Below are 22,703 nucleotides of genomic sequence, written 5' to 3'. Positions count from 1 at the left end.
CCTCAGCACTTCGGGCCGACGTGGTGGTCCAGCAGGGCCACGGAGTCCCGCCGGGCGACGGAGACGTTCACGGCTCCCGACGCCCGCCGGGTCTCCTTCCACTCCACCCCGACCGCGTCCAGGGTGGTGGTGAACAGGCGCACGATGTCGCCGGACGTGTTGGTGAAGAAGTAGCGCGGATACTCGTGCCGGCGGACCTCGCCGCGGACGGTCCGGGTGGCCCAGTTGGTGATCCGGCAGCCGTCGGAGTGGATCAGGCCCCGGATCAGGTCCCACGGGTGGGCGCCCACCAACTCCTCCTGCCAGACCTCCAGTGCGATGGTCCGCTCGTGCTTCCTCCCGGGGCCGTGCTGGGGGAAGTGGCAGGGCAGGTGGGTCGAGTAGACCTTGACGTCGTGGCAGCCGACGCGCGCCACGCGGCACGTCCGGTTCCGGGGGAAGACCGCCCGCATGGCCTGTTCGACGGAATCCATCACGCCCGGCCACTTGTTGTCGCAGCTGATGACGAGATGCGGTGTGCGACCCCGCGGGTCGGGCAGGTGTCCGTCCCCCAGGTAGAGGCCGAGCAGGTAGACGTAGGCGGTGCGGTCCAGCTGGTCGTCGTGGCACCGGTGGCACAGCGGCCGCTGCCGGGTGGAGGTCTCGCCCCGGCGGGCGCGGTCCAGGTGTTTCCAGTACCCGACGGTGCCGGGCGGGACGCCGAGGCGGCGGGCGACGGCGGCGTTGGCTTCGCCGCTGCGGAGCAGGTGGACGGCCTGTTCGCGAAGGGACGGGTCGGTCATGCGATCAGCATGTGGACGCCTGGGCCGTCCGGTGGACGCTCGCTGCGGTTTTCACCCGGGGTGATGAATTCCACGTATGGCCGCGAGATCTGCAAAATGAAGGTAATCGAGGGTGCCGGGTGCGGGATTCGAACCCGCAAGCCCTTTCAGGCAATCGCTTTTGAGGCGATCGTGTATGCCGTTCCACCAACCCGGCGAGGCGGTGCCCGTGAAGGATACCCTGTGCGCACGGACAGGCGCAGCTAGGTAGGCTCGTGCATGCAGTACCCCGCCGGAACGAGGAGCCCCGTGAGCACCGCCGACGAGCAGCCCCAGCCGCTTGAGACCGAGTCGCCCCAGATCACCCGAATTGTGATTGCCGAGGACGAGGCGCTGATCCGTCTCGACCTGAAGGAGATGCTGGAGGAGGAGGGGTACACCGTCGTCGGTGAGGCCGGGGACGGCGAGACGGCGGTGAAGCTGGTCGAGGACTTGCGGCCGGACCTGGCGATCCTCGACGTGAAGATGCCGGTGCTGGACGGACTGTCGGCGGCGGAGCGGATCCACGAGCAGCACCTGGCGCCGGTGCTGATGCTGACCGCGTTCTCGCAGCGGGAGCTGGTCGACCGGGCCCGGGACGCGGGTGCGATGGCGTACATCGTGAAGCCGTTCAGCAAGAGCGACCTGGTGCCGGCGATCGAGATGGCGGTGTCGCGGTACACCGAGATGCGGACGCTGGAGCAGGAGATCGCGGATCTCTCGCAGCGGCTGGAGACCCGCAAGCTGGTGGACCGGGCGAAGAGCGTGCTGCAGACGAAGTTCGGGCTGACCGAGCCGGCGGCGTTCCGGTGGATCCAGAAGACGTCGATGGACCGCCGGATGACGATGGCCGCGGTGGCGGAGGCCGTGATCGAGGAGGGTGCGGCCCAGGACCGGAAGAAGGCCGAGGCCGAGGGCTGAGCCCGTTCCCACCGGTGCGATCCGTCGGGCCCCGTCGCGTGCAGTCGTGCGGCGGGGCCTCGGCGTGTCCGGGGGCGGTGGTCGGGGGCGGTGGTCGGGGGTGGTGGTCGCGCGTGAACTGGGGTGAGACCTTCGGGCGCGGCGTCGCGTGTGTACCGGTGTGGGGAAACGACGGACACGACGAGGGATCCCGGCATGGGGCTTGAAGACGATCTGACCAGGCTGCTCGAGGGGAGCGTCGAGGAGCTGATGCCGCCTGTCCGGGCCATGGTCGCGGAGGGGGTGCGGCTGGGGAAGCGCCGCCGCAGGGTCCGGCGGGCCGTGCAGGCGGCGGGGTCGACGCTGGTGGCGTGCGGGGTGGTGGCGGCGGGGGTGCTGCTGGTGCCCCGGTTCGGCGGGTCGGCGGATGTGCAGGCGGCGGACGGGGCGCCGTCGTCGGTGGTGAGTGCGGGTGCGTCGGGGGCGTCGGGTGCGCCGGCGGGTTCGTCGCCGTCGCTGAGTCCGTTGCCGAGTCCGTCGCCGACCGGGCCGATGGTGGACATGACCTGGCAGGGGATGCTGAAGATCTTCGCCGACCAGTTGCCGCCGGGTGCCCGGTTGACCAATCTCGATCCGTTCGCGGTGAACTACAACAACCGCGGGGGTGAGCACTACATCGAGGTGCAGTACGACGACGGGTTCGGGCTGTCGACGGTGATGGTGGAGTTCAGTCACGGTTCGCCGGGTACGGCGGGGACGATGAGCTGCGAGGGCTGGCCGGGGGGTTCGGACGAGGGGCCGCGCAAGCCGGGCAACGAGAAGCCGATGTGCCGGACGACCACGCTGCCGGACGGTTCGCTGATGATGAGTTACATCACCGGGACCGACGTGGTCGGGCTGTACGACCAGGTGGTGAAGCTTCGCCGGGCGGACGGCGACTATGTGTCGGTGACGGCGGCCAATGCGACGTTGGACCAGGAGTCGGGCAAGGGCGGGATCCCGATCACGGTGACCCGGGACCGGCCGCCGCTGGGCCTGTCGGCGTGGGAGGCGGTGGTGCGCAGCCCGCAGTGGCAGGCGCGGATCCCGGAGCGGACGGCGGTGGACGCGGTCGCGTACGCGAAGTCGGTGAAGCGGTTCCCGTGTCCGCAGGGCGCGAAGCCGGCCGACTGCGTGATCGACTGACGGGGGCCCACAGAGACCGGGGGAGCGGGGACGGGGGAACGGCGGAGCCCGTCGGACCGGGGGGTCCGACGGGCTCCGTCGTGTGCGGGTGCGGGCGGTCAGTCCTCGCCGAGGTAGGACTTGCGCACGGACTCGTCGCGCAGCAGGTCGGCACCGGTGCCGTTGAGCACGATGTGGCCGGTCTGCATGACGTAGCCCTGGTCGGAGAGCGAGAGCGCCGCCTGGGCGTTCTGCTCGACGAGCAGGATGGTCATGCCGGAGGCCTTGAGCTCGACGATGGTGGCCATGATCTTCTGCATCATCAGCGGGGACAGGCCCATGGAGGGCTCGTCCAGCATGAGCAGCTTGGGCCGGGACATCAGGGCGCGGCCCATGGCGAGCATCTGCTGCTCGCCGCCGGAGAGGGTGCCGGCGGCCTGCTTGCGGCGTTCGCCGAGGATGGGGAAGAGCGTGTAGGCGCGCTCGATGTCCTCGGTGATGCCGGCGGAGTCCTTGCGGAGGAAGGCGCCGAGGAGGAGGTTCTCCTCGATGGTCATCCGCGGGAAGATGTGCCGGCCCTCGGGGGAGTGGGCGAGGCCCAGGGAGACGATCTTGTGGGCGGGGACGGTGTCGAGCGCCGCCCCGTCGAAGAGGATCTTCCCGGAGGTGGGCTTCAGCAGGCCGGACAGGGTCCGCAGGGTGGTGGTCTTGCCGGCGCCGTTGGTGCCGATCAGGGTGGTGACCTCGCCCTGGTTGACCTTGAAGCTGATGCCCTTGACGGCCTCGATCTTGCCGTAGGCGACGCGGAGGTCCTCGACCTCGAGCAGAGCGGTCACTGGTCGTCCTCCGTACCGGCGGTGGTGCTGGTGCCTTCGGCGGCGCCTTCGAGCGGGGCGCCGAGGTAGGCGGTGATGACGCGCTCGTCGTTCTGGACGGTCTCCTTGTCGCCCTCGACGATCTTCTGGCCCTGGACGAGCACGGCGGTGCGGTCGCACAGGTTGAAGATGAACTTCATGTCGTGCTCGATGACCAGGATGGCGATCCCCTTGTCGCGGATCGCGAAGACCAGCTCCTCGGCGGCGCGGGTCTCCTGGGGGTTCATGCCGGCGGTGGGCTCGTCGAGCAGCAGCACGCCGGGCTCGCTGGCGAGGGCGCGGGCGATCTCGAGCTTGCGCTGCTCGCCGTAGGGGAGGTTGCGGGCGAGGTGCTGGGCCTTGTTGGCCAGTCCGCAGAACTCCAGGAGTTCCATGGCCTTCTCGCGGCTCTCGGCCTCGGCGCGCTTGTAGCCGGGGCCGCGCAGGATGGCGGAGAACAGGCCTTCGTTGGTCCGGGTGTGCCGGCCGACCAGGACGTTCTCCAGGACGGTCATGTTGGCGAACAGCCGGATGTTCTGGAAGGTGCGGGCGATGCCGGCCTGGGTGACCAGGTGCGGCTTGGGCGGCAGGACCGTGCCCTTGTACGTCACCGTGCCCTCGGTGGGGACGTACAGGCCGGTGAGGCAGTTGAAGAAGGTGGTCTTGCCGGCGCCGTTGGGGCCGATCAGGCCGACGATCTCGCCTTCGCCGACGGTGAGGTCGACGTTGTTGACGGCGGTGAGGCCGCCGAAGCGCATCACGACGCCGGAGGCCTGGAGGACCGGCTTGGCGGTGGTGGTGGGGGCGGTGTCGGTGGTCATCTGGGTGTTCACGCCCCTGCCTTGGAGAGTGCGTCGTCGGTCGGCGAGGCCTGGGCGGGGATGTCCGCCTCGTGGTACTCGAGCTTCTGCCGCCGGCTGGCGATCAGGCCCTCGGGGCGGAAGCGCATCAGCAGGATGAGCGCGACGCCGAAGGCGAGCAGCTGGTACGACTGCAGGAACTGCAGCTTGGCGGGGATCAGGAAGAGCATCGCCGCGCCGACCAGCGGGCCGCTGATGGTGCCCATGCCGCCGAGGATGACCGCGGCGAGCAGGAAGGCCGAGTTGGGCGGCACCGCGCCGGCGAACAGGTACTGGTCGGGGGAGACGGCGCTGGCCACGTGGGCCTGGACGGCGCCGGCGAGGCCGGCCAGGGTGGCGCCGAGCGCGAAGGCGATCAGCTTGACCCGGAAGCCGTTGATGCCCATGGCCTCGGCGGCGGTCTCGTCCTCGCGGATGGCGACCCAGGCGCGGCCGATCCGGGAGTCGGAGACCCGGCTGAAGACGGTGACCACGATGGCGGTGGCGACCAGCATCAGCAGCAGGTAGTTGCCGAACTTGCCGAGCTCGATGCCGAGGATGTTGTGGCTCTTGCCGAAGTCGAAGCCGAACATGGTGACGTCCGGGATCGCGGCGATGCCGTTGGGGCCGTTGGTGAGGCTGGGGCCGGAGTTGCCGTCCATGTTGTTCATGGTGATCCGGAAGATCTCACCGAAGCCGAGGGTGACGATGGCGAGGTAGTCGCCGCGCAGTCGGAGGGTCGGCGCGCCGATGACCACGCCGAAGACCAGGGCCGCGAGGGCGCCGATCAGGACGGCGATCGGGAAGGGCAGGTGCACGCCGCGGAAGACCGAGAACGGCGAGCCGGAGACCAGGGCGGCGGCGTAGGCGCCGACGCCGAGGAAGGCGACGTAGCCGAGGTCGAGCAGACCGGCCAGGCCGACCACGACGTTGAGGCCGAGGGCGACGGTGGCGAAGATCAGGATGTTGACCGCGATCAGCGTGTAGGTGTCGCTGCTCTGGGTGAAGGGGAAGGCGCCCGCGGCGGCGAACGCGCCGCCGGTGGTGACCGCGCGGTGCTTGGCGGTCAGGTCGCGGATCCGGGCCAGCAGGCCGGAGGAGTTGAGCGCGGCGGTGGCGAAGCCGATCAGCAGCAGGTAGCCGACGAACAGCTCGCCGTACTCGGCGGAGACGCCGAAGGTGACGGCGGCCAGGCCGACCGCGAAGATCCCGGCGATCAGCAGGATCTCGATCCAGGACGACAGCTCGCGCACTGCCGGGAGCGGGCGCTCGATGCGGCCGATCCGCAGCGCCTTGTCCAGCAGCAGCCAGCCCTTGAACAGCAGGATGGCGGCCGGGAGGGTCAGGAAGAACCAGGTGTTGGTGGTGAAGATGTCCTCGATGCCGTCGGGGATGGCGACGAGGACCCAGCCCTGGTCGAGGCCGAACCAGAACAGGACGGAGGCGGCCGCGACGGCGTACCACCACCACTGCACGGTGGGCTGCTTGACGGTGAGGCGGCGGTCGAGCGGCAGGCCGAGGGCGCCGAGGACGGCGATCAGCGAGCCGATCGCGGCGACCCAGCCGCCGGGCTCCAGGTTGGCGAGGCCGCCGAGCTGGATGGAGATGGCGGCGACGGTGTACCAGCAGACCGCCATGGTGCCGAGCGCGGCGAACAGGATGCCGTTCTTGCCGCCGGAGGGGCTGATCCAGCGGATGCCGGGGGTGCCGTAGGAGCCGAGGACGAGCAGCGCGGTGAGCGCGCCGCCGACCAGGGCGAGCCACTGCAGGCCGGCCGGGGAGCCGTAGTAGGTGAGGTCGCCGGGGAAGTCGCTGGTCCAGGTCCAGGACATCATGGCGGAGGCGGCCGCTATGACACCGCCGACGAGCGCGACGGCGCGGGCCACGCCCTCGGGCAGCGGGAGGACGGGGGTGGTCTCGTGGGTCTTGGTGGTCATTGGCCTCACGCCCGGTCTGCGACGCGCTCGCCCAACAGACCCTGTGGTCTGACGAGCAGGACGACGATGAGAAGGACGAACGCCCAGACGTTGGCCCAGCCGGCGCCGCCGAGCTGGTGCATGCCGGGAACGTTCTGGATGTACGCGGTGGCCAGCGACTCGGCGATCCCGAGGACCAGCCCGCCGAGCATGGCGCCGTAGATGTTGCCGATGCCGCCGAGGACCGCGGCGGTGAAGGCCTTGAGACCCGCGATGAAGCCCATCATGAAGTCGACCTGGCCGTAGCGGAGACCGTGGGCGACGGCGGCGACGGCGGCGAAGGCCGCGCCGAGGGCGAACGCGACCACGATGATGCGGTCGGTGTTGATGCCCATCAGCTTGGCGGTGTCCGGGTCCTGCGCGGTGGCCTGCATGGCGCGGCCGGTGCGGGTCAGGCGGACGAACGAGGCCAGGATGAGCATGCACAGCGGCGCGGCGATCAGCAGGAAGATGTCGTTGCGCTGCAGCTGGAAGGCGCCGAGGTCGATCGGGTTGCCGTGGAACTGCGGGAAGGTGCGGGCCTTCTTGGCACCCGGGTAGAACGCCCAGACGACCTGCTGCAGGGCGATCGACAGGCCGATCGCGGTGATCAGCGGGGCGAGGCGCGGTGCGGTGCGCAGCGGGCGGTACGCGAAGCGCTCGGCTCCGGTGGCGACCAGGACGGAGGCGATGACGCCGCCGACGAGCATGACGGGCAGGGCCAGCCACAGCGAGGTGCCGGAGGGGAGGGCGAGGTAGGCGGTGAGGGCGCCGAACCCGCCGATCATGAAGATCTCGCCATGGGCGAAGTTGATGAGCTGGACGATGCCGTAGACCATCGTGTAGCCGACGGCGATCAGGCCGTACATCAGCCCGAGCATCAGGCCGTTGGCCAGGTTTTGCGGCAGTTCGTGCACCGCAAGCCTCCGTGGGATGGGGGAATGGAAAGGCGGGGGGCGCTCTTGGCACCCCCCGCCCGGGTCTAGCGCTGGTTACCGGCGGTGCGAGGTCAGCCGGTGTAGGTGCCGCTCTTCACGGAGACCCACTTGTTGTCCTTGACCGTGTAGACGGTCAGCTGCTTGTTGCTGGTGTCGCCGTACTGGTCGAAGGAGACCTTGCCGGTCACGCCGTCGAAGGAGACCTTGCTCAGGGCGTCGATGACCTTGGCGCGGGCGTCGTCCGGGACCTTGCCGCCGTTGGCGGCGACGGTGGCCTTGACGGCCTCGATGATCGACCAGGCGGCGTCGTAGGAGTAGCCGCCGTAGGCCGCGTACGGGTCCTTGTAGCCGGCCGCCTTGTAGTCGGCGATGAAGGCCTTGGCGGAGTCGAGCTCCTCGACCGGGGCGCCGACGGAGGTGGCGAGGTCGCCGTTGCTGTTGTTGTTCGACAGCTTGATGAACTCGTCGTCGTACAGGCCGTCGCCGCCGAACAGCGGGATCTGGGCGCCGGCCTTCTTGATCTGGTCGGTCAGCGGGCCGCCCTCGGGGTACTCGCCGCCGTAGTAGACGGAGTCGGCGCCGGAGGCCTTGACCTTGGTGGCGACGGCGGAGAAGTCCTTGTCGTCCGGGTTGATGTGGTCGGCGCCGACGACGGTGCCGCCGAGCTTCTTGAACTCCTCCTGGAAGATGTTCGCGAGGCCCGCGCCGTAGGTCTTCTTGTCGTCGATGACGAAGACCTTGGTCTTCTTGGCGTCGTTGTAGAGGTACTGGGCGGCGAACTTGCCCTGGACCACGTCGGTGGTGGCGGTGCGGAAGTACGAGGCGTACGGGCGGGCGAACTTGCCGGTGCCCCAGTCCGGGCCGAGGCTCAGCTGCGGGTTGGTGTTGGCCGGGGAGACCTGGGCCAGCTTGGCGTCGTTGAAGACCTTCTGCATGGTCAGCGACACCGAGGAGTTCAGCGGGCCGACGACGCCGAGGACGGTCTTGTCGCCGACCAGCTTGGTGGCGTTCTGCTGACCGGAGGTCGGGTTGGCCTGGTCGTCGAGGCCCTGGACCTCGAAGGTGACGCCGGGGACGGTCTTCTCCTTGTTGGCCTTCTGCACGGCCAGGTCGACCGAGTTCTTGATGCCGAGGCCGAGGGCGGAGAGCTTGCCGGTGAGCGGCGCGTCGACGCCGATGACGACCTTGGTGCCGCCGCCGGCGTTCTCGGATCCGGACTTCTCACCGCGCGAGCCGCAGGCGGAGAGGGTGAGCGCTCCGGTGACTGCAATGCTCACGACAAGCAGTGAACTCTTACGCACGAGGGTCCCCTTCTGGATCAGGAAGACACCGCGCCAGGAAAAGGCGGTGCCGGGTCGCGCGCTGGGGCCAGGCCCAATCCGTTGGCGCGGTGACTGGCCGTGACTCTAAACCGGCTTCGGCGGCGGGGGCAGTGGGTCCGGACATGCTGTGATTCTCTTGTTATGAGCACCCCCGGAAGAAATCTCACATGGTGGTCATCCGGGCCCTTTGGAGGCCTGGATTCCGGCTCTCGTCTCGCTGCGTGGAAGAGTGCCTGATGCAAACTCCTGGTCATCGAAGGGATATCCGATAATCGGACGAGAGCGTTCGACCTGGTCAGAGCGGTCACGCGTGTCCGAAAATCAGGAATTCGGACAGGCCTGGTGCAGGCTCGCGGAGAGGTCGTGCGCGTAGGCGTCGCCGAGGATCTGGCTGACCGTCTCCATGGCGCGCGTGTTACGCAGCGTTACATCCAGGAAGGGCAGTTCCGCGTCGGCCGGCGCGGCCGAGCAGTCGGTCACGTGCAGGGCCACCAGCAGCTCGACGCTCTGCCCCGGCGCGACAGTCCGCGGCAGGCCCCCGGTGACCAGCACGGAGATCCCGCGGTAGCCCTGGCTGACGTCCAGCACCTCCAGCGGCGCCTTCGACAGGTTGTACGCCTCCAGCCGCAGCGCGAACGCCTCGTCGCCGCGCGGAGCCGGGCCCGCGTAACCGAACCGGGCCGCCTGCGAGGGGTACGGCGGAGGGGAGTTGGCCGCGACGTCGGGCCGGTGGCCGGCCGCGTGGTGCGCGGCCCACAGGGCGCCCAGGGCGATCAGCACCGCGGTCAGCAGGTACTTCTGACGGTGGGTCAGCACCGACGGGTGCGGGCGCAGCGGCGGCAGCGGGGCGGACGACCCCGAACCGGCCTCCACCGGACCGAGGAACCCGTGGGCCCCGCTCGGCCGTTCACCCTCTCCGGACACGCCACCGCCCCCTCGTCCAGCCGAGGAGTGCCCCTGTCCGGGACCGGCCAAACCAGGGGGCGGAGCGCGCTTCGGTTACAGGTCCCGCAGCATGCAGGTGAGCCGGCAGCTGGTGATCCGCTTGCCGGTGTCGTCGGTGATCGCGATCTCGTAGGTGGCCGCGGTGCGGCCCTTGAACACCGCCGTCGCCACGCCCGTGACCAGGCCGGACATCGCCGAGCGGTGGTGGGTGGCGTTCAGGTCCACCCCGACCGCGTACCGGCCCGGGCCGGCGTGCAGCATCGCCCCGATCGACCCGATGGTCTCCGCCAGCGCCGCCGAGGCGCCGCCGTGCAGCAGCCCGTACGGCTGCTGGTTGCCCTCGACCGGCATGGTGGCGACCACCCGGTCCGGCGAGGCCTCGACGATCCGGATGCCGAGCTTGTCGCCGAGGTGGCCGCCGGAGAAGGTCTCCGCGGTCACCCCGAGCTTGGCGAAGTGGTCGAGGACGTCCTGGGGCACGTTGAAAACGGGGGCCGCGTCGGTCATGGTGCTCCTGCCGCTTGAGGGATCACGTCGTCGTGTCCCCTTGATCGTACGGCCGGGTACCCGCCGGTAGGACGGGCGGTTTGCGTCCTTGCGCCCGTTGTCCGTGCCGGGCCCTAGGATCGGGGCTGGCAGTGGAACCGGCAGGACGGACGTGGACGTGGCTACGCAGAGTGCAGGCAAGAGTACGGGCGACCGGCCCCGGCTGATGCTGCTCGACGGGCATTCGATGGCCTACCGGGCCTTCTACGCCCTGCCCGTGGAGAACTTCAACACCACCACCGGCCAGCCGACCAACGCGGTCTACGGATTCGCCTCGATGCTCGCCAACACCGTGCGGGACGAGCGGCCCACCCACCTCGCGGTCGCCTTCGACCTCTCCCGGCAGACCTTCCGCTCCGCCGAGTTCCCCGACTACAAGGCCAACCGCGCCAAGACGCCGGACGAGTTCCGCAGCCAGGTCCCGCTGATCGGCGAACTGCTCGACGCGATGAGCATCCCCCGGCTGACCGTCGAGGGCTTCGAGGCCGACGACATCATCGCCACGCTGGCCACCGCCGCCGAGGCGGCCGGCTTCGAGGTCCTGATCGTCACCGGCGACCGGGACTCGCTCCAGCTGGTCAGCGAGCACACCACCGTGCTCTACCCGACCAAGGGCGTCTCCGAGCTCACCCGCTACACCCCGGAGAAGGTCCAGGAGAAGTACGGCGTCACCCCGCGCCAGTACCCGGACCTGGCCGCGCTGCGCGGCGACCCGTCCGACAACCTGCCCGGCATCCCCGGCGTCGGCGAGAAGACCGCCGCCAAGTGGGTCAACCAGTTCGGCTCCTTCGACGAACTGGTCACCCGCGCCGACGAGGTCAAGGGCAAGATCGGCGAGAAGCTCCGCGAGCACCTCGACTCGGTCAAGCGCAACCGCGTCCTCACCGAACTGGTCCGCGACGTCGAACTGCCGCTCGGCGTGCCCGAGCTGGCCCGCGGCGCGTTCGACCGGGAGGCCGTCGGCCGGATCATGGAGGCGCTGGAGTTCCGCAACCCCAACTTCCGCGAGCGGGTCCACGGCATCGACCCGGCCGGCGCCGAGACCGCCGCCGAAACCTCGGCCGCCCCCGGCCCGGAGGTCGACGGCGAGCTGCTCACCGTCCCCGGCGCGCTCGCCGCCTGGCTCGACGAGCACGGCAAGGGCCTGGTCGCCGTCGCCGCCGTCTACGAGTGGGCGCTCGGCGCCGGCCGCGTCCAGGAGATCGCGCTCGCCACCGCCGACACCGCCGCCTGGTTCGACCCGGCCGGCCTGGAGGAGGCGGACGACCGCGCCCTCACCGACTGGCTCGCCGACCCCACCCGTCCCAAGGCGCTGCACATCGCCAAGCACGTCATGCGGGCCTTCGCCGAGCAGGGCTGGCAGATCGCCGGTGTCGCCGCCGACACCGCCCTCGCCGCCTACCTGGAGAAGCCCGGCCGCCGCACCTTCACCCTCGACGTGCTCGCCGAGGAGTACCTGGCCCGCTCGCTGGCGCCCGCCGCCGAGGTCGAGACCGGCCAGCTCTCCTTCGACGCCGAGGAGGAGGACACCACCGCCGGCGCCCGGTCCCTGATGACCCAGGCTCGCGCGATCCTCGACCTCGCCGCGCTGTTCGAGACCCGGCTCGCCGAGGTCGGCGCGGTCGGCCTCTTCCACGACATGGAACTGCCGATCGCCGAACTCCTCGCCCGCATGGAGCGCTTCGGCATCGCCGCCGACCGGGCCTGGCTGGAAGGCCTGGAGGCCCAGTTCGCCGCCGAGATCCAGCGCTGCGTCGAGGAGGCCCACGCCGCCGCCGGCCACCCCTTCAACCTCGGCTCGCCCAAGCAGCTCCAGGAGATCCTCTTCGGCGAGCTCGGCCTGCCCAAGACCAAGAAGATCAAGACCGGCTACACCACCGACGCCGACGCCCTCACCTGGCTCGCCACCCAGACCACCAACGAACTGCCGGTCATCCTGCTGCGCCACCGCGACCAGGCCAAGCTGCGCACCACCGTCGAGGGCCTGCTCAAGACCGTCTCCCCGCAGGGCCGGATCCACACCACCTTCAACCAGATGGTCGCCGCCACCGGCCGGCTCTCCTCCGAAGGCCCCAACCTGCAGAACATCCCCGTCCGCACCGAGGAGGGCCGCGCCATCCGCCGCGCCTTCGTGGTCGGCGAGGGCTACGAGTCGCTGCTCACCGCCGACTACTCGCAGATCGAGCTGCGCATCATGGCCCACCTCTCCGAGGACGCGGCCCTGATCGAGGCCTTCGCCAGCGGCGAGGACCTGCACACCACCGTCGCCTCCCAGGTCTTCGAGGTCCCCGGCGACCGGGTCGACGCCGAGATGCGCCGCAAGATCAAGGCGATGTCCTACGGCCTCGCGTACGGCCTCTCCGCGTACGGCCTCTCCCAGCAGCTCGGCATCAAGCCCGCCGAGGCGCAGGGCCTGATGGACACCTACTTCGAGCGCTTCGGCGGCGTCCGCGACTACCTGCAGAACGTCGTCGAGGAGGCCCGCGCGGTCGGCTACACCGAGACCCTGCTCGGCCGCCGCCGCTACCTGCCCGACCTCACCAGCGACAACCGCCAGCGCCGCGAGATGGCCGAGCGGATGGCCCTCAACGCCCCCATCCAGGGCTCGGCCGCCGACATCGTCAAGATCGCGATGCTGAAGGTCGACCGGGCGCTCACCGAGGCGAAGCTCTCCTCCCGGATGCTGCTCCAGGTCCACGACGAAATCGTGCTCGAACTCGCCCCCGGCGAGCGGGAGCAGGTCGAGACCCTGGTCCGCGAGCAGATGGCCGACGCCTACCCGCTGCGCGCCCCGCTCGACGTCTCCGTCGGCGTCGGCGCCAACTGGGAGGCCGCCGCCCACTGATCCTTGCGGTGGGGCCGGCCCCGGGTCGGCCCCACCGGTCGCGCCCCCTCCGCGTCCCCGACGCTGTCCCCGGCCCTGTCGCCGTCACCGGAACCGAGCGTCGAGCCGGCCGCCGACACGCCCTCCCCGACGCCGACGCCGAGCGTCAGCCGTCGGTCGAGCCACAAGCCGGTGACCGAGATCAGCCCCGGCCACGACTGCAACTGCGACAACCACACCTTCAGCCGCAACCCCACCTGCGCGTACGACCCGTCGGGGCGCCTGATGACCTGCGACCCGGTGCTCACCCTCAGCCCGCTGCCCAACCCGGCGGCCTCCCCGTCGCGCTTCACCCCGGGGACGGTCCCGCCGGGCGGGCACCTCTGAACCTCGCTGCAGAGGGGCTTCGAGGCCGCGGGAAGCCGTCAGGCCGCCGTGGCGAGTGGCGGCCGCCCGGACCGACTGCGTTCGGCCCAGCGGACGGTTGGGGGCATGGCCGCCGCGGCGAGGACGAAGCCGGCGCCCAGCAGCAGCCAGCCGGGCGCGCCCCAGCCGATGCAGAGCAGGCCGAGGACGGAGGGGGAGGCGACCCCCACCAGCCCGCTGCCGAGCCGGAACACCCCCGAGTACTGGCCCTGGGCGTGGGCCGGCGCCAGGCTGAACCGCAGTTCGAACGAGCCCGCCGCGAGCCAGAGTTCGCCGACGGTGTGGACGGCGACGGCGAGCAGGAGCAGCAGGGCCGCGGCCCACCCGGGCAGGGCGCCGCCGGTCAGCGCGATCACGGCCGTACCGGCCAGGAACGCCCAGCCGGAGCGGCGCCACACCCGGGCCGCGGTGGTCGAGGAGTCGACCCCGCGCGAGGCTCGGACCTGGAGGGCCACCACCAGGCCGGTGTTGAGCAGGACGCAGGTGCCGACCATCCAGCGCGGCGCCCCGGTGTGCCCGACGATCCACAGCGGCAGGGCGAAGGTCAGCACGTCGCCCTGGAGGGACATCAGCCCGTCCAGCACGGTGACCGCCAGGTACGGGCGGTCGCGCAGGGCGGTCCAGCGTCCGGTGCCGGCCGGCTGCCGCAGCGGGGGCAGGGTGGGGATCCGGCTGACCACCGCGAGGGTGACCAGGTAGCTGAGGGCGTTGCCGAGCACCAGGCAGAGGTAGGCGCCGCGGGTGTCCAGCTGGACGGCGAGCGCGACCGGCAGCGCGCCGAGGCTGCCGGCGAGGTTGGCCACCGCCCGCAGGTAGGCCCGGTACCGGACCGGGCGTTCCCCGGCGAGGCGGCGCACCAGCGGTCCGCGGGAGGCCTGGGTGGCGGAGGCGGCCAGCTCGACCACGCACAGCACCGCCACGAACAGCCAGAAGGAGCGGACCAGGGCCAGCGAGGCCATCGCCACCGCCTGGACGGCGAGCGTGGCGAGGTAGACCTCGCGGGGGCCGCGCCGGTCGGCGAGCCGGCCGACCGGGACGCCGGCGAGCAGCCCGACCAGCGCGGAGACCGCCATCCCGCCGCCGACCTGGGCCACCGACAGCCCGACCATCCGGGTGTAGAACAGCGCGGCGCTCAGCATGAAGGCGCTGCCGCCGAGTTGGTTGACGAAGCTCGCCACGGCCAGGGTCCGCCGGGGGCCGGGTTCGAGCAGGATGCCACGGGAGACCAGCCACGATGCCAGGGGTGCCACAGTCTTGGACGCCGTCCTTCCACGCATGCGCGAAGGACCGCCCCCCGACGCAGACCTCGGAGTATGGGGCCCGGATCAGGGCCCGCAGAAGGCCCGGCCGACCGGGGAAAACTCACACTCCGGACGGGAACGACTCGCCCCCCGCGCGCCGTTGGACTGGGTACGGACGACGCGGGGAGACGGCCTGTCGGGGTGTCATCTGCGCGGGTTGGTACGGCGGGTGGGCTCGGCCGTGGCGGGGTTCTCCGGCCAGGGGTGGCGGGGGTAGCGGCCGCGCAGTTCGGCGCGGACGGCCTTGTAGCCCTCGCGCCAGAAGCCGGCCAGGTCGCCGGTGACGGCGGCGGGCCGGCCGGCCGGCGAGAGCAGGTGGACGGTGAGCGGCACCCGCCCGCCGGCGAGCGCCGGTGCGGCCTGCCAGCCGAACAGTTCCTGCAGCTTGACCGCCAGCACCGGGCGCTCGTCGGAGTAGTCGACCCGGATCCGGGAGCCGCTGGGCACGGTGATCCGCTCGGGCGCCAGCTCGTCCAGCCGTCCGGCCTCGCCGCTCGCCCAGGGCAGCAGGCGCTGCAGGGCGTCCCCGGTGTCGATCCGTCGCAGGTCGGCGCGGCGGCGGGCGCGGGAGAGTTCCGGCTCCAGCCACCGGTCGGCGGCGGCCAGCAGCGCCTCGTCGTCGACCGCGGGCCAGGGCCCGCCGAGCGTGCGGTGCAGGAAGGCCAGCCGTTCGCGCAGTCCGGCCGCGGCGGGCGGCCAGCTCAGCAGGGTGGAGACGCCCTCCCGGGCCAGCCCGGCCAGCAGTCCGGCCCGGACCAGCTGCGGGTCGGGGCTGTCCAGCGGGACGGCGGCCAGTTCGATCGCGCCCAGCGAGACGACCCGACGGGCGGTCAACTCGCCCTGCCGCGTCGACCATTCGACCTCGTCGCGCTCGCTCGTCAGGGGAGCGGCGGCCTGCCGGGCGGTGGCCTCGTCGAGGACCACGGCGCGCTGGACCCGGGCCGAGGGCGAACCGGCGGGCCGGTCGGCGACGGCGATCGCCAGCCACGGCGCGGCGGGCAGCCGCGAGCCGGCGGCGAGTTCGGCGGCCGTGCCGGAGGCCATCAGGTACGGCCGGGGCGCCCGGTCGCCGGGGCCCGGCTCGGCGGCGGTCCGGGCGCGGGCGATCCGCTCGGGGTGGGCGAGCGCCACCACCAGACCGGCCGCGACCGGGTCGGGCACGTCCGTGGCCTCGGTCCGGCCGGCGGCCCGCTCCAGCCGGCGGGCCTCCTCGCGCCAGCGGCGGGCGTACGGGTCCCGGTCGCCGGAGCGGACGGTGCGCCAGATCTCCAGCAGGTCGTCGCCGAGGGCCCGGGGCGGCTCCTCGGAGAGCAGGGCGACCAGTTCGGCGGCGCGCCGGGCGCCGACCGCCTCGGCGCCGTCCAGCAGGGCACGGGCGAGCCGGGGGTGGAGGCCGGTGCGGGCGATCCGGTGGCCGCGGTCGGTGGCCCGGCCGTCGGCGTCGACCGCGTCGAGGGCGGTGAGCACGCCCCGGGCGGCGGCCATCGCCCCGGCGGGCGGCGGGTCGGGAAGGGCGAGCGAGGCCGCGTCGGGGTCGCCCCAGCAAGCGGCCTGGAGGGCGAAGGAGGTCAGGTCGGCGAGCGCGATCTCCGGGGTGGGGAAGCGGGCGGCCCGGGCGTCCTCGACCTCGGCCCAGCAGCGGTAGACGGCGCCGGGGGCCTCGCGGCCGGCCCGTCCGGCGCGCTGCCGGCCGGCGGCCAGCGAGGCCCGGACGGTGACCAGGCCGGCCAGGCCGCGGGCGTGGTCGGTGCGCGGTTCGCGGGCCAGGCCGGAGTCGACCACCACCCGCACCCCGGGCACGGTCAGCGAGGACTCCGCCACCGAGGTGGAGAGGATCACCCGCCGCCGCTCGCCGACGGCCAGTGCCGCGTCCTGCACCGCCGCCGGCGCCTGCCCGTGCAGCTGCAGCACCTCGACCTCGGCGGGCAGGCCGAGCTGCCCGGCGACCCGGGCGATCTCGCCGACGCCGGGGAGGAAGCACAGGACGTCGCCGGTGCGTTCGGCGACCGCCCGGCGGACGGTCGCGGCGACGTGCTCCAGCAGCACGGGGTCGGTGCGGGTGCCCTGCGGCGGGCGGACGGTGCGCGGCGGCGGCGCCCACACCACCTCGACCGGGTGGGCGGTGCCGTGCGCCTCGACCACCGCGGCGCCGCCGAGCAGCTCGGCCCAGGCCGCGGTGTCGGAGGTGGCCGACGCGCAGACCAGGCGCAGCTCGGGGCGCAGGGCGGCGCGGACGTCCAGCAGGAAGGCGAGCGCGGTGTCGGCGTCCAGGTGCCGCTCGTGGCACTCGTCGAGCACCACCACGTCGACGCCGGGCAGTTCGGGGTCGCGCTGCAGACGCTGCAGCAGTACGCCGGTGGTGACCACCTCGACCCGGGTCTCCGGGCCGACCCGGCGTTCGCCGCGCACAGTGAAGCCCACCGTGGCGCCGACCGGCGAGCCCAGCAGCCAGGCCATCCGGCGGGCCGCGGCACGGACGGCGAGGCGGCGCGGCTCGGCGACCAGCACCCGGCGCGGCGGACCCGGCAGGCCGTCGACCAGCCCGGCGAGGGCGAGCGGCACCAGCGTGGTCTTGCCGGTGCCGGGCGGCGCGGAGAGCACCGCCGTGCCGTCCGCGTCCAGGGCCCGGGCGAGCGCCGGGACGGCGGTGCGCACGGGCAGTTCCAGGCCCGACGGACGCACCGGCGGTCAGCCCCGCTCGGCGACGAAGATCGCGGTCCCCGGGAACAGCCGGCCGCGCAGCGGGCTCCAGCCGCCCCACTCCTGGTCGAGCCCGGCGGGCCACTCGGGCTCGATCAGGTCCAGCAGCCGGAAGCCGGCGCCGACCAGTTCGCGGACCCGGTCGCCCACGGTGCGGTGGTGCTCCACGTAGGTGGCCCGCCCCTCATCGTCCTGCTCGACGTAGGGGGTGCGGTCGAAGTACGACGCGGTGGCGGTCAGTCCCTCGACGCCCGGCTCGTCGGGGAAGGCCCAGCGGATCGGGTGGGTCACCGAGAAGACCCACCGCCCGCCGGGGCGCAGCACCCGGTGCACCTCGCGCATCAGCGCCGCGGTGTCGGCGCTGAACGGCACCGCGCCGTACGCCGAGCAGGCCAGGTCGAAGGAGCCGTCGGCGAAGGGCAGCACGGCGGCGTCGGCCTGGACCACGGCGACCGGGTCGGCGCCGCGGGCCTGGTCGATCCGCAGCGAGTGCTGGAGCTGGCGGTGGGAGATGTCGAGGGCGACCGGTCGGGCGCCGCGGGCGGCCAGCCAGCGCGAGCACTGGGCGGCTCCGGCACCGATCTCCAGCACGTCGCGGCCGGCCACCTCGCCGAGCAGCCGGGCGTCGGCCTCGTCCAGGCCCTCGGGGCACCAGGTGAAGCGGGCGTCGCCGAGGAACTCCCCGTGCTCGTCCTGGTACTCGTCGGCGTTGCGGTCCCACCAGTGCCGGCTGGCCCGGCTGGACTCGACGACCCCGGCGTCCCGGCGCAGGGCCTCGTCGTCGTCCTCGTCCCCGTCGGCGGCGGGAGCGTCGAAGACGGAGTCGTCCGGGGCCTCGAAGGGGGTCTCGCCCTCCTCGCGGAACGGGTCGAGGTCCTCGGGGTCGGGGGTGGTGGCCAAGATCATAACGCCCGTCGCGTAGGGTGTGGGGTGCGGAAGCGCCACTGGCGCATTCGGAGGATATGGCCTGATAAGTCCCGGCCTCTACCGGTCTCGGCGCCTTCGGCGTTGACCGTGCCCGGGTGTCCCCGTATGCTACAAGTTGCGCTGCGGGCCTGCGCGCCTCGGACGGAGCAGGTCGCGCTCGCATCTGTCGAAGACCCCACGGTCGCTAGGCGGACACCGGAACCCGGAACTCGGGATCCCCGGTGTGCCGTGTTCTGGGCTGTCCGGCTTTCGGTGGGAGCGATACGGGCCCTCCGCGTGGCATTACCTACGACTTCATGTCCGTACCGGAGCCCTTTTCCTAATGACGAGCCCCACCGACACCTCTGTCAGCACCACCCCGCAGGTTGCGGTCAACGACATTGGCGACGCCGAGGCGTTCCTCGCCGCCATTGACGAGACCATCAAGTACTTCAACGATGGCGACATCGTTGAGGGCGTCATCGTGAAGGTCGACCGTGACGAGGTGCTCCTCGACATCGGTTACAAGACCGAGGGTGTCATCCCGTCTCGCGAGCTCTCGATCAAGCACGACGTCGACCCCCACGAGGTTGTCGCCGTCGGCGACAACATCGAGGCCCTGGTCCTCCAGAAGGAGGACAAGGAGGGTCGCCTGATCCTGTCCAAGAAGCGCGCTCAGTACGAGCGTGCCTGGGGCACGATCGAGAAGATCAAGGAAGAGGACGGCATCGTCACCGGTACCGTCATCGAGGTCGTCAAGGGTGGTCTCATCCTCGACATCGGCCTCCGCGGCTTCCTCCCGGCCTCGCTGGTCGAGATGCGTCGCGTCCGCGACCTGCAGCCCTACGTGGGCAAGGAGCTCGAGGCCAAGATCATCGAGCTGGACAAGAACCGCAACAACGTGGTCCTGTCCCGCCGTGCCTGGCTGGAGCAGACCCAGAGCGAGGTCCGCCAGACCTTCCTCACCACCCTGCAGAAGGGCCAGGTGCGCTCCGGCGTCGTCTCCTCGATCGTCAACTTCGGTGCCTTCGTGGACCTGGGTGGCGTCGACGGCCTGGTGCACGTCTCCGAGCTGTCCTGGAAGCACATCGACCACCCGTCCGAGGTTGTCGAGGTCGGCCAGGAGGTCACCGTCGAGGTTCTCGACGTCGACATGGACCGCGAGCGTGTCTCCCTGTCGCTGAAGGCGACCCAGGAGGACCCGTGGCAGCAGTTCGCCCGGACCCACCAGATCGGCCAGGTCGTCCCCGGCAAGGTCACCAAGCTGGTTCCGTTCGGTGCGTTCGTCCGCGTCGACGAGGGCATCGAGGGCCTGGTCCACATCTCCGAGCTGGCCGAGCGCCACGTCGAGATCCCGGAGCAGGTCGTCCAGGTCGGCGACGAGATCTTCGTCAAGGTCATCGACATCGACCTCGAGCGTCGTCGCATCAGCCTCTCGCTGAAGCAGGCCAACGAGTCCCTCGGTGCCGACCCGGCGTCGGTCGAGTTCGACCCGACCCTGTACGGCATGGCCGCCTCGTACGACGACCAGGGCAACTACATCTACCCGGAGGGCTTCGACCCCGAGGCGAACGACTGGCTGCCCGGCTACGAGAAGCAGCGTGAGGAGTGGGAGCGCCAGTACGCCGAGGCGCAGGCCCGCTTCGAGCAGCACCAGGCTCAGGTCATCAAGAGCCGTGAGGCCGACGCCGCGGCTGCCGCCGAGGCCGGCGAGGAGGCCCCGGTCTCCGGTGGCGGTTCGTACTCCTCCAGCAGCGACGAGGGCTCCGGCGCTCTCGCTTCGGACGAGGCGCTCGCCGCTCTGCGCGAGAAGCTGGCCGGTGGCCAGAGCTGATCGCTCTCTGAGCAGCTCCAGCAGTAGCTGACGAAACCCCCGCTCGGTTCGCCGAGCGGGGGTTTTGCTTTTCGGAATTCCTTATGTGTCGTTTATGTGTAGGAAATTGTGATGTGGGGCTCATCGTCCTTCTATAGGACGAACGGGCTGATCCGCCTACATTGAATGGAGTTGTCCGAAAGGCTCCCGTATGCGCAACCCCCGCACCACCGTCGAGCACCAGGCCGATCTCCAGGTCGGTGGACGGCTCGCCGCCCTCGGTCGAGTGTGTTTCCGCCACCGCCGCCTTGTCCTCGCCTTCTGGGCGGTCGTCCTGGCCGCAGGCGTTCTGATCGGGGGTCGGGTCTTCGAGGGTTCGGTCGCCGGTACCGGCTCGGGCGGCTCGGAGTCCGCCAAGGGCACCGCGGTGGTCGAGGCCGCCGACCCCGTCAAGGGCAGTGTGACCGCCGTGGTGGACGGGGCGCCGACCACCGACCGGTCCGTGCAGGCCGCCGTCCAGGCCGCCACCGCCGACCTCGCGAAGCTTCCCGGTGTCGCCTCGGTCGCGGACACCTACTCCACCGGCGGGCAGCTCACGGCCACCGACGGCAACGCCTCGCTGGTCTCGGTCCGGATGGGCGACACCTCCACGCCCCAGCAGCTGACCGCCGTCACCGACCGCCTGGAGCAGATCCACGCGGGCAACGCCCACGTCACCGTCGGCGGTGACCTGGTGCTGCAGGACGAGGTCAAGAAGCAGACCGAGGCCGACACCCGCTTCGGCGAGATCGTCACCCTGCCGCTGACCCTGATCGTCATGGTGCTGGTCTTCGGCGGCCTGGCCGCCGCCGGCCTGCCGGGCATCGGCGCCATCGCCTCGGTGGGCGGCGCGCTGCTGGCCATGTTCGGCTTCAGCAAGATCATGGACATCGACACCAGCGTGCTGCCGATCGCCACCGTGCTCGGCCTCGGCCTGTCGATCGACTACGCGCTGCTGATGGTCAACCGCTTCCGCGAGGAACGCGGCCACGGCGCCACCATCGCCCAGGCCGTCGAGCGGACCTCCGCCACCGCCGGCCGGACCGTCGCCTTCTCCGGCCTGACCGTCGCGGTCGCCCTCAGCGGGCTCTTCGTCTTCACCAGCCCGGTCTTCCGGGCCGTCGCCGCGGCCGGCGTCAGCGTCGTGGTGATCGCGGTCGCCGCCGCCCTGACCCTGGTGCCCGCCCTGCTCGGCTTCGTCGGCCGGCGGATCAAGGCACCCACCTCGCCCGTCCCGGACGAGGGCTTCTTCTCCCGCACCGTACGCCGGGTGCAGAAGCGCGCCGTGCCGGTGATGCTCGCCTGCATCGCCCTGCTGATCGCCGCCGGCGCCCCCTTCCTCGGCTCGCACTTCCGCAACTCCGGCGCCGACGTGCTGCCCAAGAGCTTCGCCTCCCGCCAGGTCGCCGAGACCGTCCAGCAGCGCTTCCCGGGCCAGGCCCCGGCCCCGGTCACCGTGGTGGTCGAGGGCGACAAGGCCGCCGCCCAGGCGTACGCCGACTCGGTGGTCGCGAAGCTGCCGGGCGTCAGCGGCGTCCGCGCCGTCACCCCGGTCGGCGACCGGCTGTCCACCGTCGACGTCCTGGTCCACGGCGACCCGCAGGGCGCCGAGGCCAAGACCGTGGTCAAGGAGCTGCGCGCCGACCGCGACGGCCTGAAGACGTACGTCACCGGCGACGCCGCCTCCCTGGTGGACTTCCAGCACGAGATCGCCACCCGCGGACCGTGGGCGCTCGGCCTGGTCGCGGTCGGCACCCTGGTACTGCTGTTCATGATGACCGGATCGGTGGTGATGCCGATCAAGGCCCTGCTGATGAACGTCCTGTCGCTCACCGCCTCGCTCGGTGCGCTGACCCTGGTCTTCCAGCACGGCTACTTCAGCGGGCTGCTCGGCTTCACCCCGACCGGCGGGCTGGAGACCTTCGTCCCGGTGCTGGTGTTCGCCTTCGCCTTCGGGTTGTCGATGGACTACGAGGTCTTCCTGCTCTCCCGGATCAAGGAGCTGCACGACCAGGGGTACGAGAGCTCGCGCGCCGTCCAGCTGGGCCTGCAGCGCAGCGGTCGGATCATCACCTCGGCCGGCCTGCTGATGGTGATCGTCTTCGCCGGGTTCGCGGCCGGGCAGATGCTCATGGTCAAGCAGATGGGCATCGCCCTCGCGGTCGCCGTCGCGGTCGACGCCACCCTGGTCCGCTGTCTGCTGGTCCCGGCCACCATGTCGCTGTTCGGCAAGCTCAACTGGTGGGCGCCGGCCCCGCTGCGCCGCCTGCACCGGATCATCGGCCTCAGTGAGCACGTCAACCTGCCGCCGCTCGCCCCGGCCGTCCTGCCGGCCCAGCGGCCCGCCGACGAGCGGGAGCTGGTCCCGGTCGGCGGCGCGTAGCCCCGCTCCACGCCCTGCCGCGCGTCGGCGCAGCGGAGAAGATCGCAT

General features: G+C 71.6%; 17 protein-coding genes and 1 tRNA gene. 6 read left to right on the top strand and 12 right to left on the bottom strand.

What is annotated here, in order from left to right; all coding sequences use genetic code 11:
- Positions 1-2 precede the first annotated feature (2 nt).
- A complete protein-coding gene (locus tag FHR36_RS28915; protein ID WP_253801801.1) occupies positions 3-782 on the bottom strand; it encodes a helix-turn-helix domain-containing protein in 780 nt (259 codons plus the stop codon).
- A gap of 113 nt (positions 783-895) precedes the next feature.
- Positions 896-978, bottom strand: a tRNA-Leu gene (locus FHR36_RS28910).
- 62 nt (positions 979-1,040) lie between these two features.
- Between FHR36_RS28910 and FHR36_RS28905 the strand changes: the two genes are divergently transcribed.
- The gene (locus tag FHR36_RS28905; protein ID WP_301330744.1) at positions 1,041-1,721 is read left to right on the top strand and encodes an ANTAR domain-containing response regulator; all 681 of its coding nucleotides are present in this window, start codon (positions 1,041-1,043) and stop codon (positions 1,719-1,721) included.
- Positions 1,722-1,844: 123 nt separating this feature from the next.
- On the top strand, positions 1,845-2,885 hold the full coding sequence (locus tag FHR36_RS28900) for a hypothetical protein (protein ID WP_253801799.1): 1,041 nt from the start codon (positions 1,845-1,847) through the stop codon (positions 2,883-2,885).
- A 98-nt stretch (positions 2,886-2,983) separates the two neighbouring features.
- Here FHR36_RS28900 and FHR36_RS28895 read toward each other — a convergent pair whose 3' ends face one another.
- The 7 genes from FHR36_RS28895 to FHR36_RS28865 form a co-directional block, all read right to left on the bottom strand.
- On the bottom strand, positions 2,984-3,700 hold the full coding sequence (locus FHR36_RS28895; protein ID WP_253801798.1) for an ABC transporter ATP-binding protein: 717 nt from the start codon (positions 3,698-3,700) through the stop codon (positions 2,984-2,986).
- Positions 3,697-4,539, bottom strand: coding sequence for an ABC transporter ATP-binding protein (locus tag FHR36_RS28890; RefSeq protein WP_253802009.1), 843 nt, complete (start codon positions 4,537-4,539; stop codon positions 3,697-3,699). The genes FHR36_RS28895 and FHR36_RS28890 overlap by 4 nt, the downstream gene beginning before the upstream one ends.
- A gap of 8 nt (positions 4,540-4,547) precedes the next feature.
- Positions 4,548-6,494: a branched-chain amino acid ABC transporter permease gene (locus tag FHR36_RS28885; protein WP_253801797.1), complete on the bottom strand. Its 1,947-nt coding sequence runs from the start codon at positions 6,492-6,494 to the stop codon at positions 4,548-4,550.
- Between the two features lie 5 nt (positions 6,495-6,499).
- Positions 6,500-7,429 (bottom strand): branched-chain amino acid ABC transporter permease, encoded by a 930-nt coding sequence (locus tag FHR36_RS28880; RefSeq protein ID WP_253801796.1) that lies wholly within the window; start codon positions 7,427-7,429, stop codon positions 6,500-6,502.
- Between the two features lie 92 nt (positions 7,430-7,521).
- Positions 7,522-8,727, bottom strand: coding sequence for a branched-chain amino acid ABC transporter substrate-binding protein (locus FHR36_RS28875; RefSeq protein ID WP_380230703.1), 1,206 nt, complete (start codon positions 8,725-8,727; stop codon positions 7,522-7,524).
- A gap of 366 nt (positions 8,728-9,093) precedes the next feature.
- On the bottom strand, positions 9,094-9,696 hold the full coding sequence (locus FHR36_RS28870; RefSeq protein ID WP_253801792.1) for a hypothetical protein: 603 nt from the start codon (positions 9,694-9,696) through the stop codon (positions 9,094-9,096).
- 75 nt (positions 9,697-9,771) lie between these two features.
- Positions 9,772-10,224 carry a PaaI family thioesterase gene (locus FHR36_RS28865; protein ID WP_253801790.1) on the bottom strand — a complete coding sequence of 151 codons (453 nt, stop codon included), beginning with the start codon at positions 10,222-10,224 and terminating at the stop codon, positions 9,772-9,774.
- A gap of 205 nt (positions 10,225-10,429) precedes the next feature.
- Between FHR36_RS28865 and polA the strand changes: the two genes are divergently transcribed.
- Together polA and FHR36_RS28855 are read left to right on the top strand one after the other, a co-directional pair.
- The gene (gene polA / locus FHR36_RS28860; RefSeq protein WP_253802007.1) at positions 10,430-13,108 is read left to right on the top strand and encodes a DNA polymerase I; all 2,679 of its coding nucleotides are present in this window, start codon (positions 10,430-10,432) and stop codon (positions 13,106-13,108) included.
- Positions 13,109-13,279: 171 nt separating this feature from the next.
- The gene (locus tag FHR36_RS28855; RefSeq protein WP_253801788.1) at positions 13,280-13,474 is read left to right on the top strand and encodes a hypothetical protein; all 195 of its coding nucleotides are present in this window, start codon (positions 13,280-13,282) and stop codon (positions 13,472-13,474) included.
- A gap of 38 nt (positions 13,475-13,512) precedes the next feature.
- On the opposite strand, the gene FHR36_RS28850 is transcribed toward FHR36_RS28855, so the two are convergent.
- From FHR36_RS28850 to FHR36_RS28840, 3 genes are all read right to left on the bottom strand, one after another.
- Positions 13,513-14,763 carry an MFS transporter gene (locus FHR36_RS28850; RefSeq protein WP_253801785.1) on the bottom strand — a complete coding sequence of 417 codons (1,251 nt, stop codon included), beginning with the start codon at positions 14,761-14,763 and terminating at the stop codon, positions 13,513-13,515.
- A gap of 195 nt (positions 14,764-14,958) precedes the next feature.
- The gene (gene hrpB / locus FHR36_RS28845) at positions 14,959-17,496 is read right to left on the bottom strand and encodes an ATP-dependent helicase HrpB (protein ID WP_253801783.1); all 2,538 of its coding nucleotides are present in this window, start codon (positions 17,494-17,496) and stop codon (positions 14,959-14,961) included.
- Positions 17,497-17,502: 6 nt separating this feature from the next.
- The gene (locus tag FHR36_RS28840; protein WP_253801781.1) at positions 17,503-18,420 is read right to left on the bottom strand and encodes a class I SAM-dependent methyltransferase; all 918 of its coding nucleotides are present in this window, start codon (positions 18,418-18,420) and stop codon (positions 17,503-17,505) included.
- 343 nt (positions 18,421-18,763) lie between these two features.
- Between FHR36_RS28840 and rpsA the strand changes: the two genes are divergently transcribed.
- A complete protein-coding gene (gene rpsA / locus FHR36_RS28835) occupies positions 18,764-20,254 on the top strand; it encodes a 30S ribosomal protein S1 (RefSeq protein WP_253801779.1) in 1,491 nt (496 codons plus the stop codon).
- A gap of 190 nt (positions 20,255-20,444) precedes the next feature.
- On the top strand, positions 20,445-22,655 hold the full coding sequence (locus tag FHR36_RS28830; RefSeq protein WP_253801777.1) for an MMPL family transporter: 2,211 nt from the start codon (positions 20,445-20,447) through the stop codon (positions 22,653-22,655).
- Positions 22,656-22,703 lie beyond the last annotated feature (48 nt).

It is taken from the genome of Kitasatospora cinereorecta, assembly GCF_024172095.1.
GTDB classification, from domain to species: Bacteria; Actinomycetota; Actinomycetes; order Streptomycetales; family Streptomycetaceae; genus Kitasatospora; species Kitasatospora cinereorecta.
This window is presented reverse-complemented; position numbering and strand designations above follow the sequence as displayed.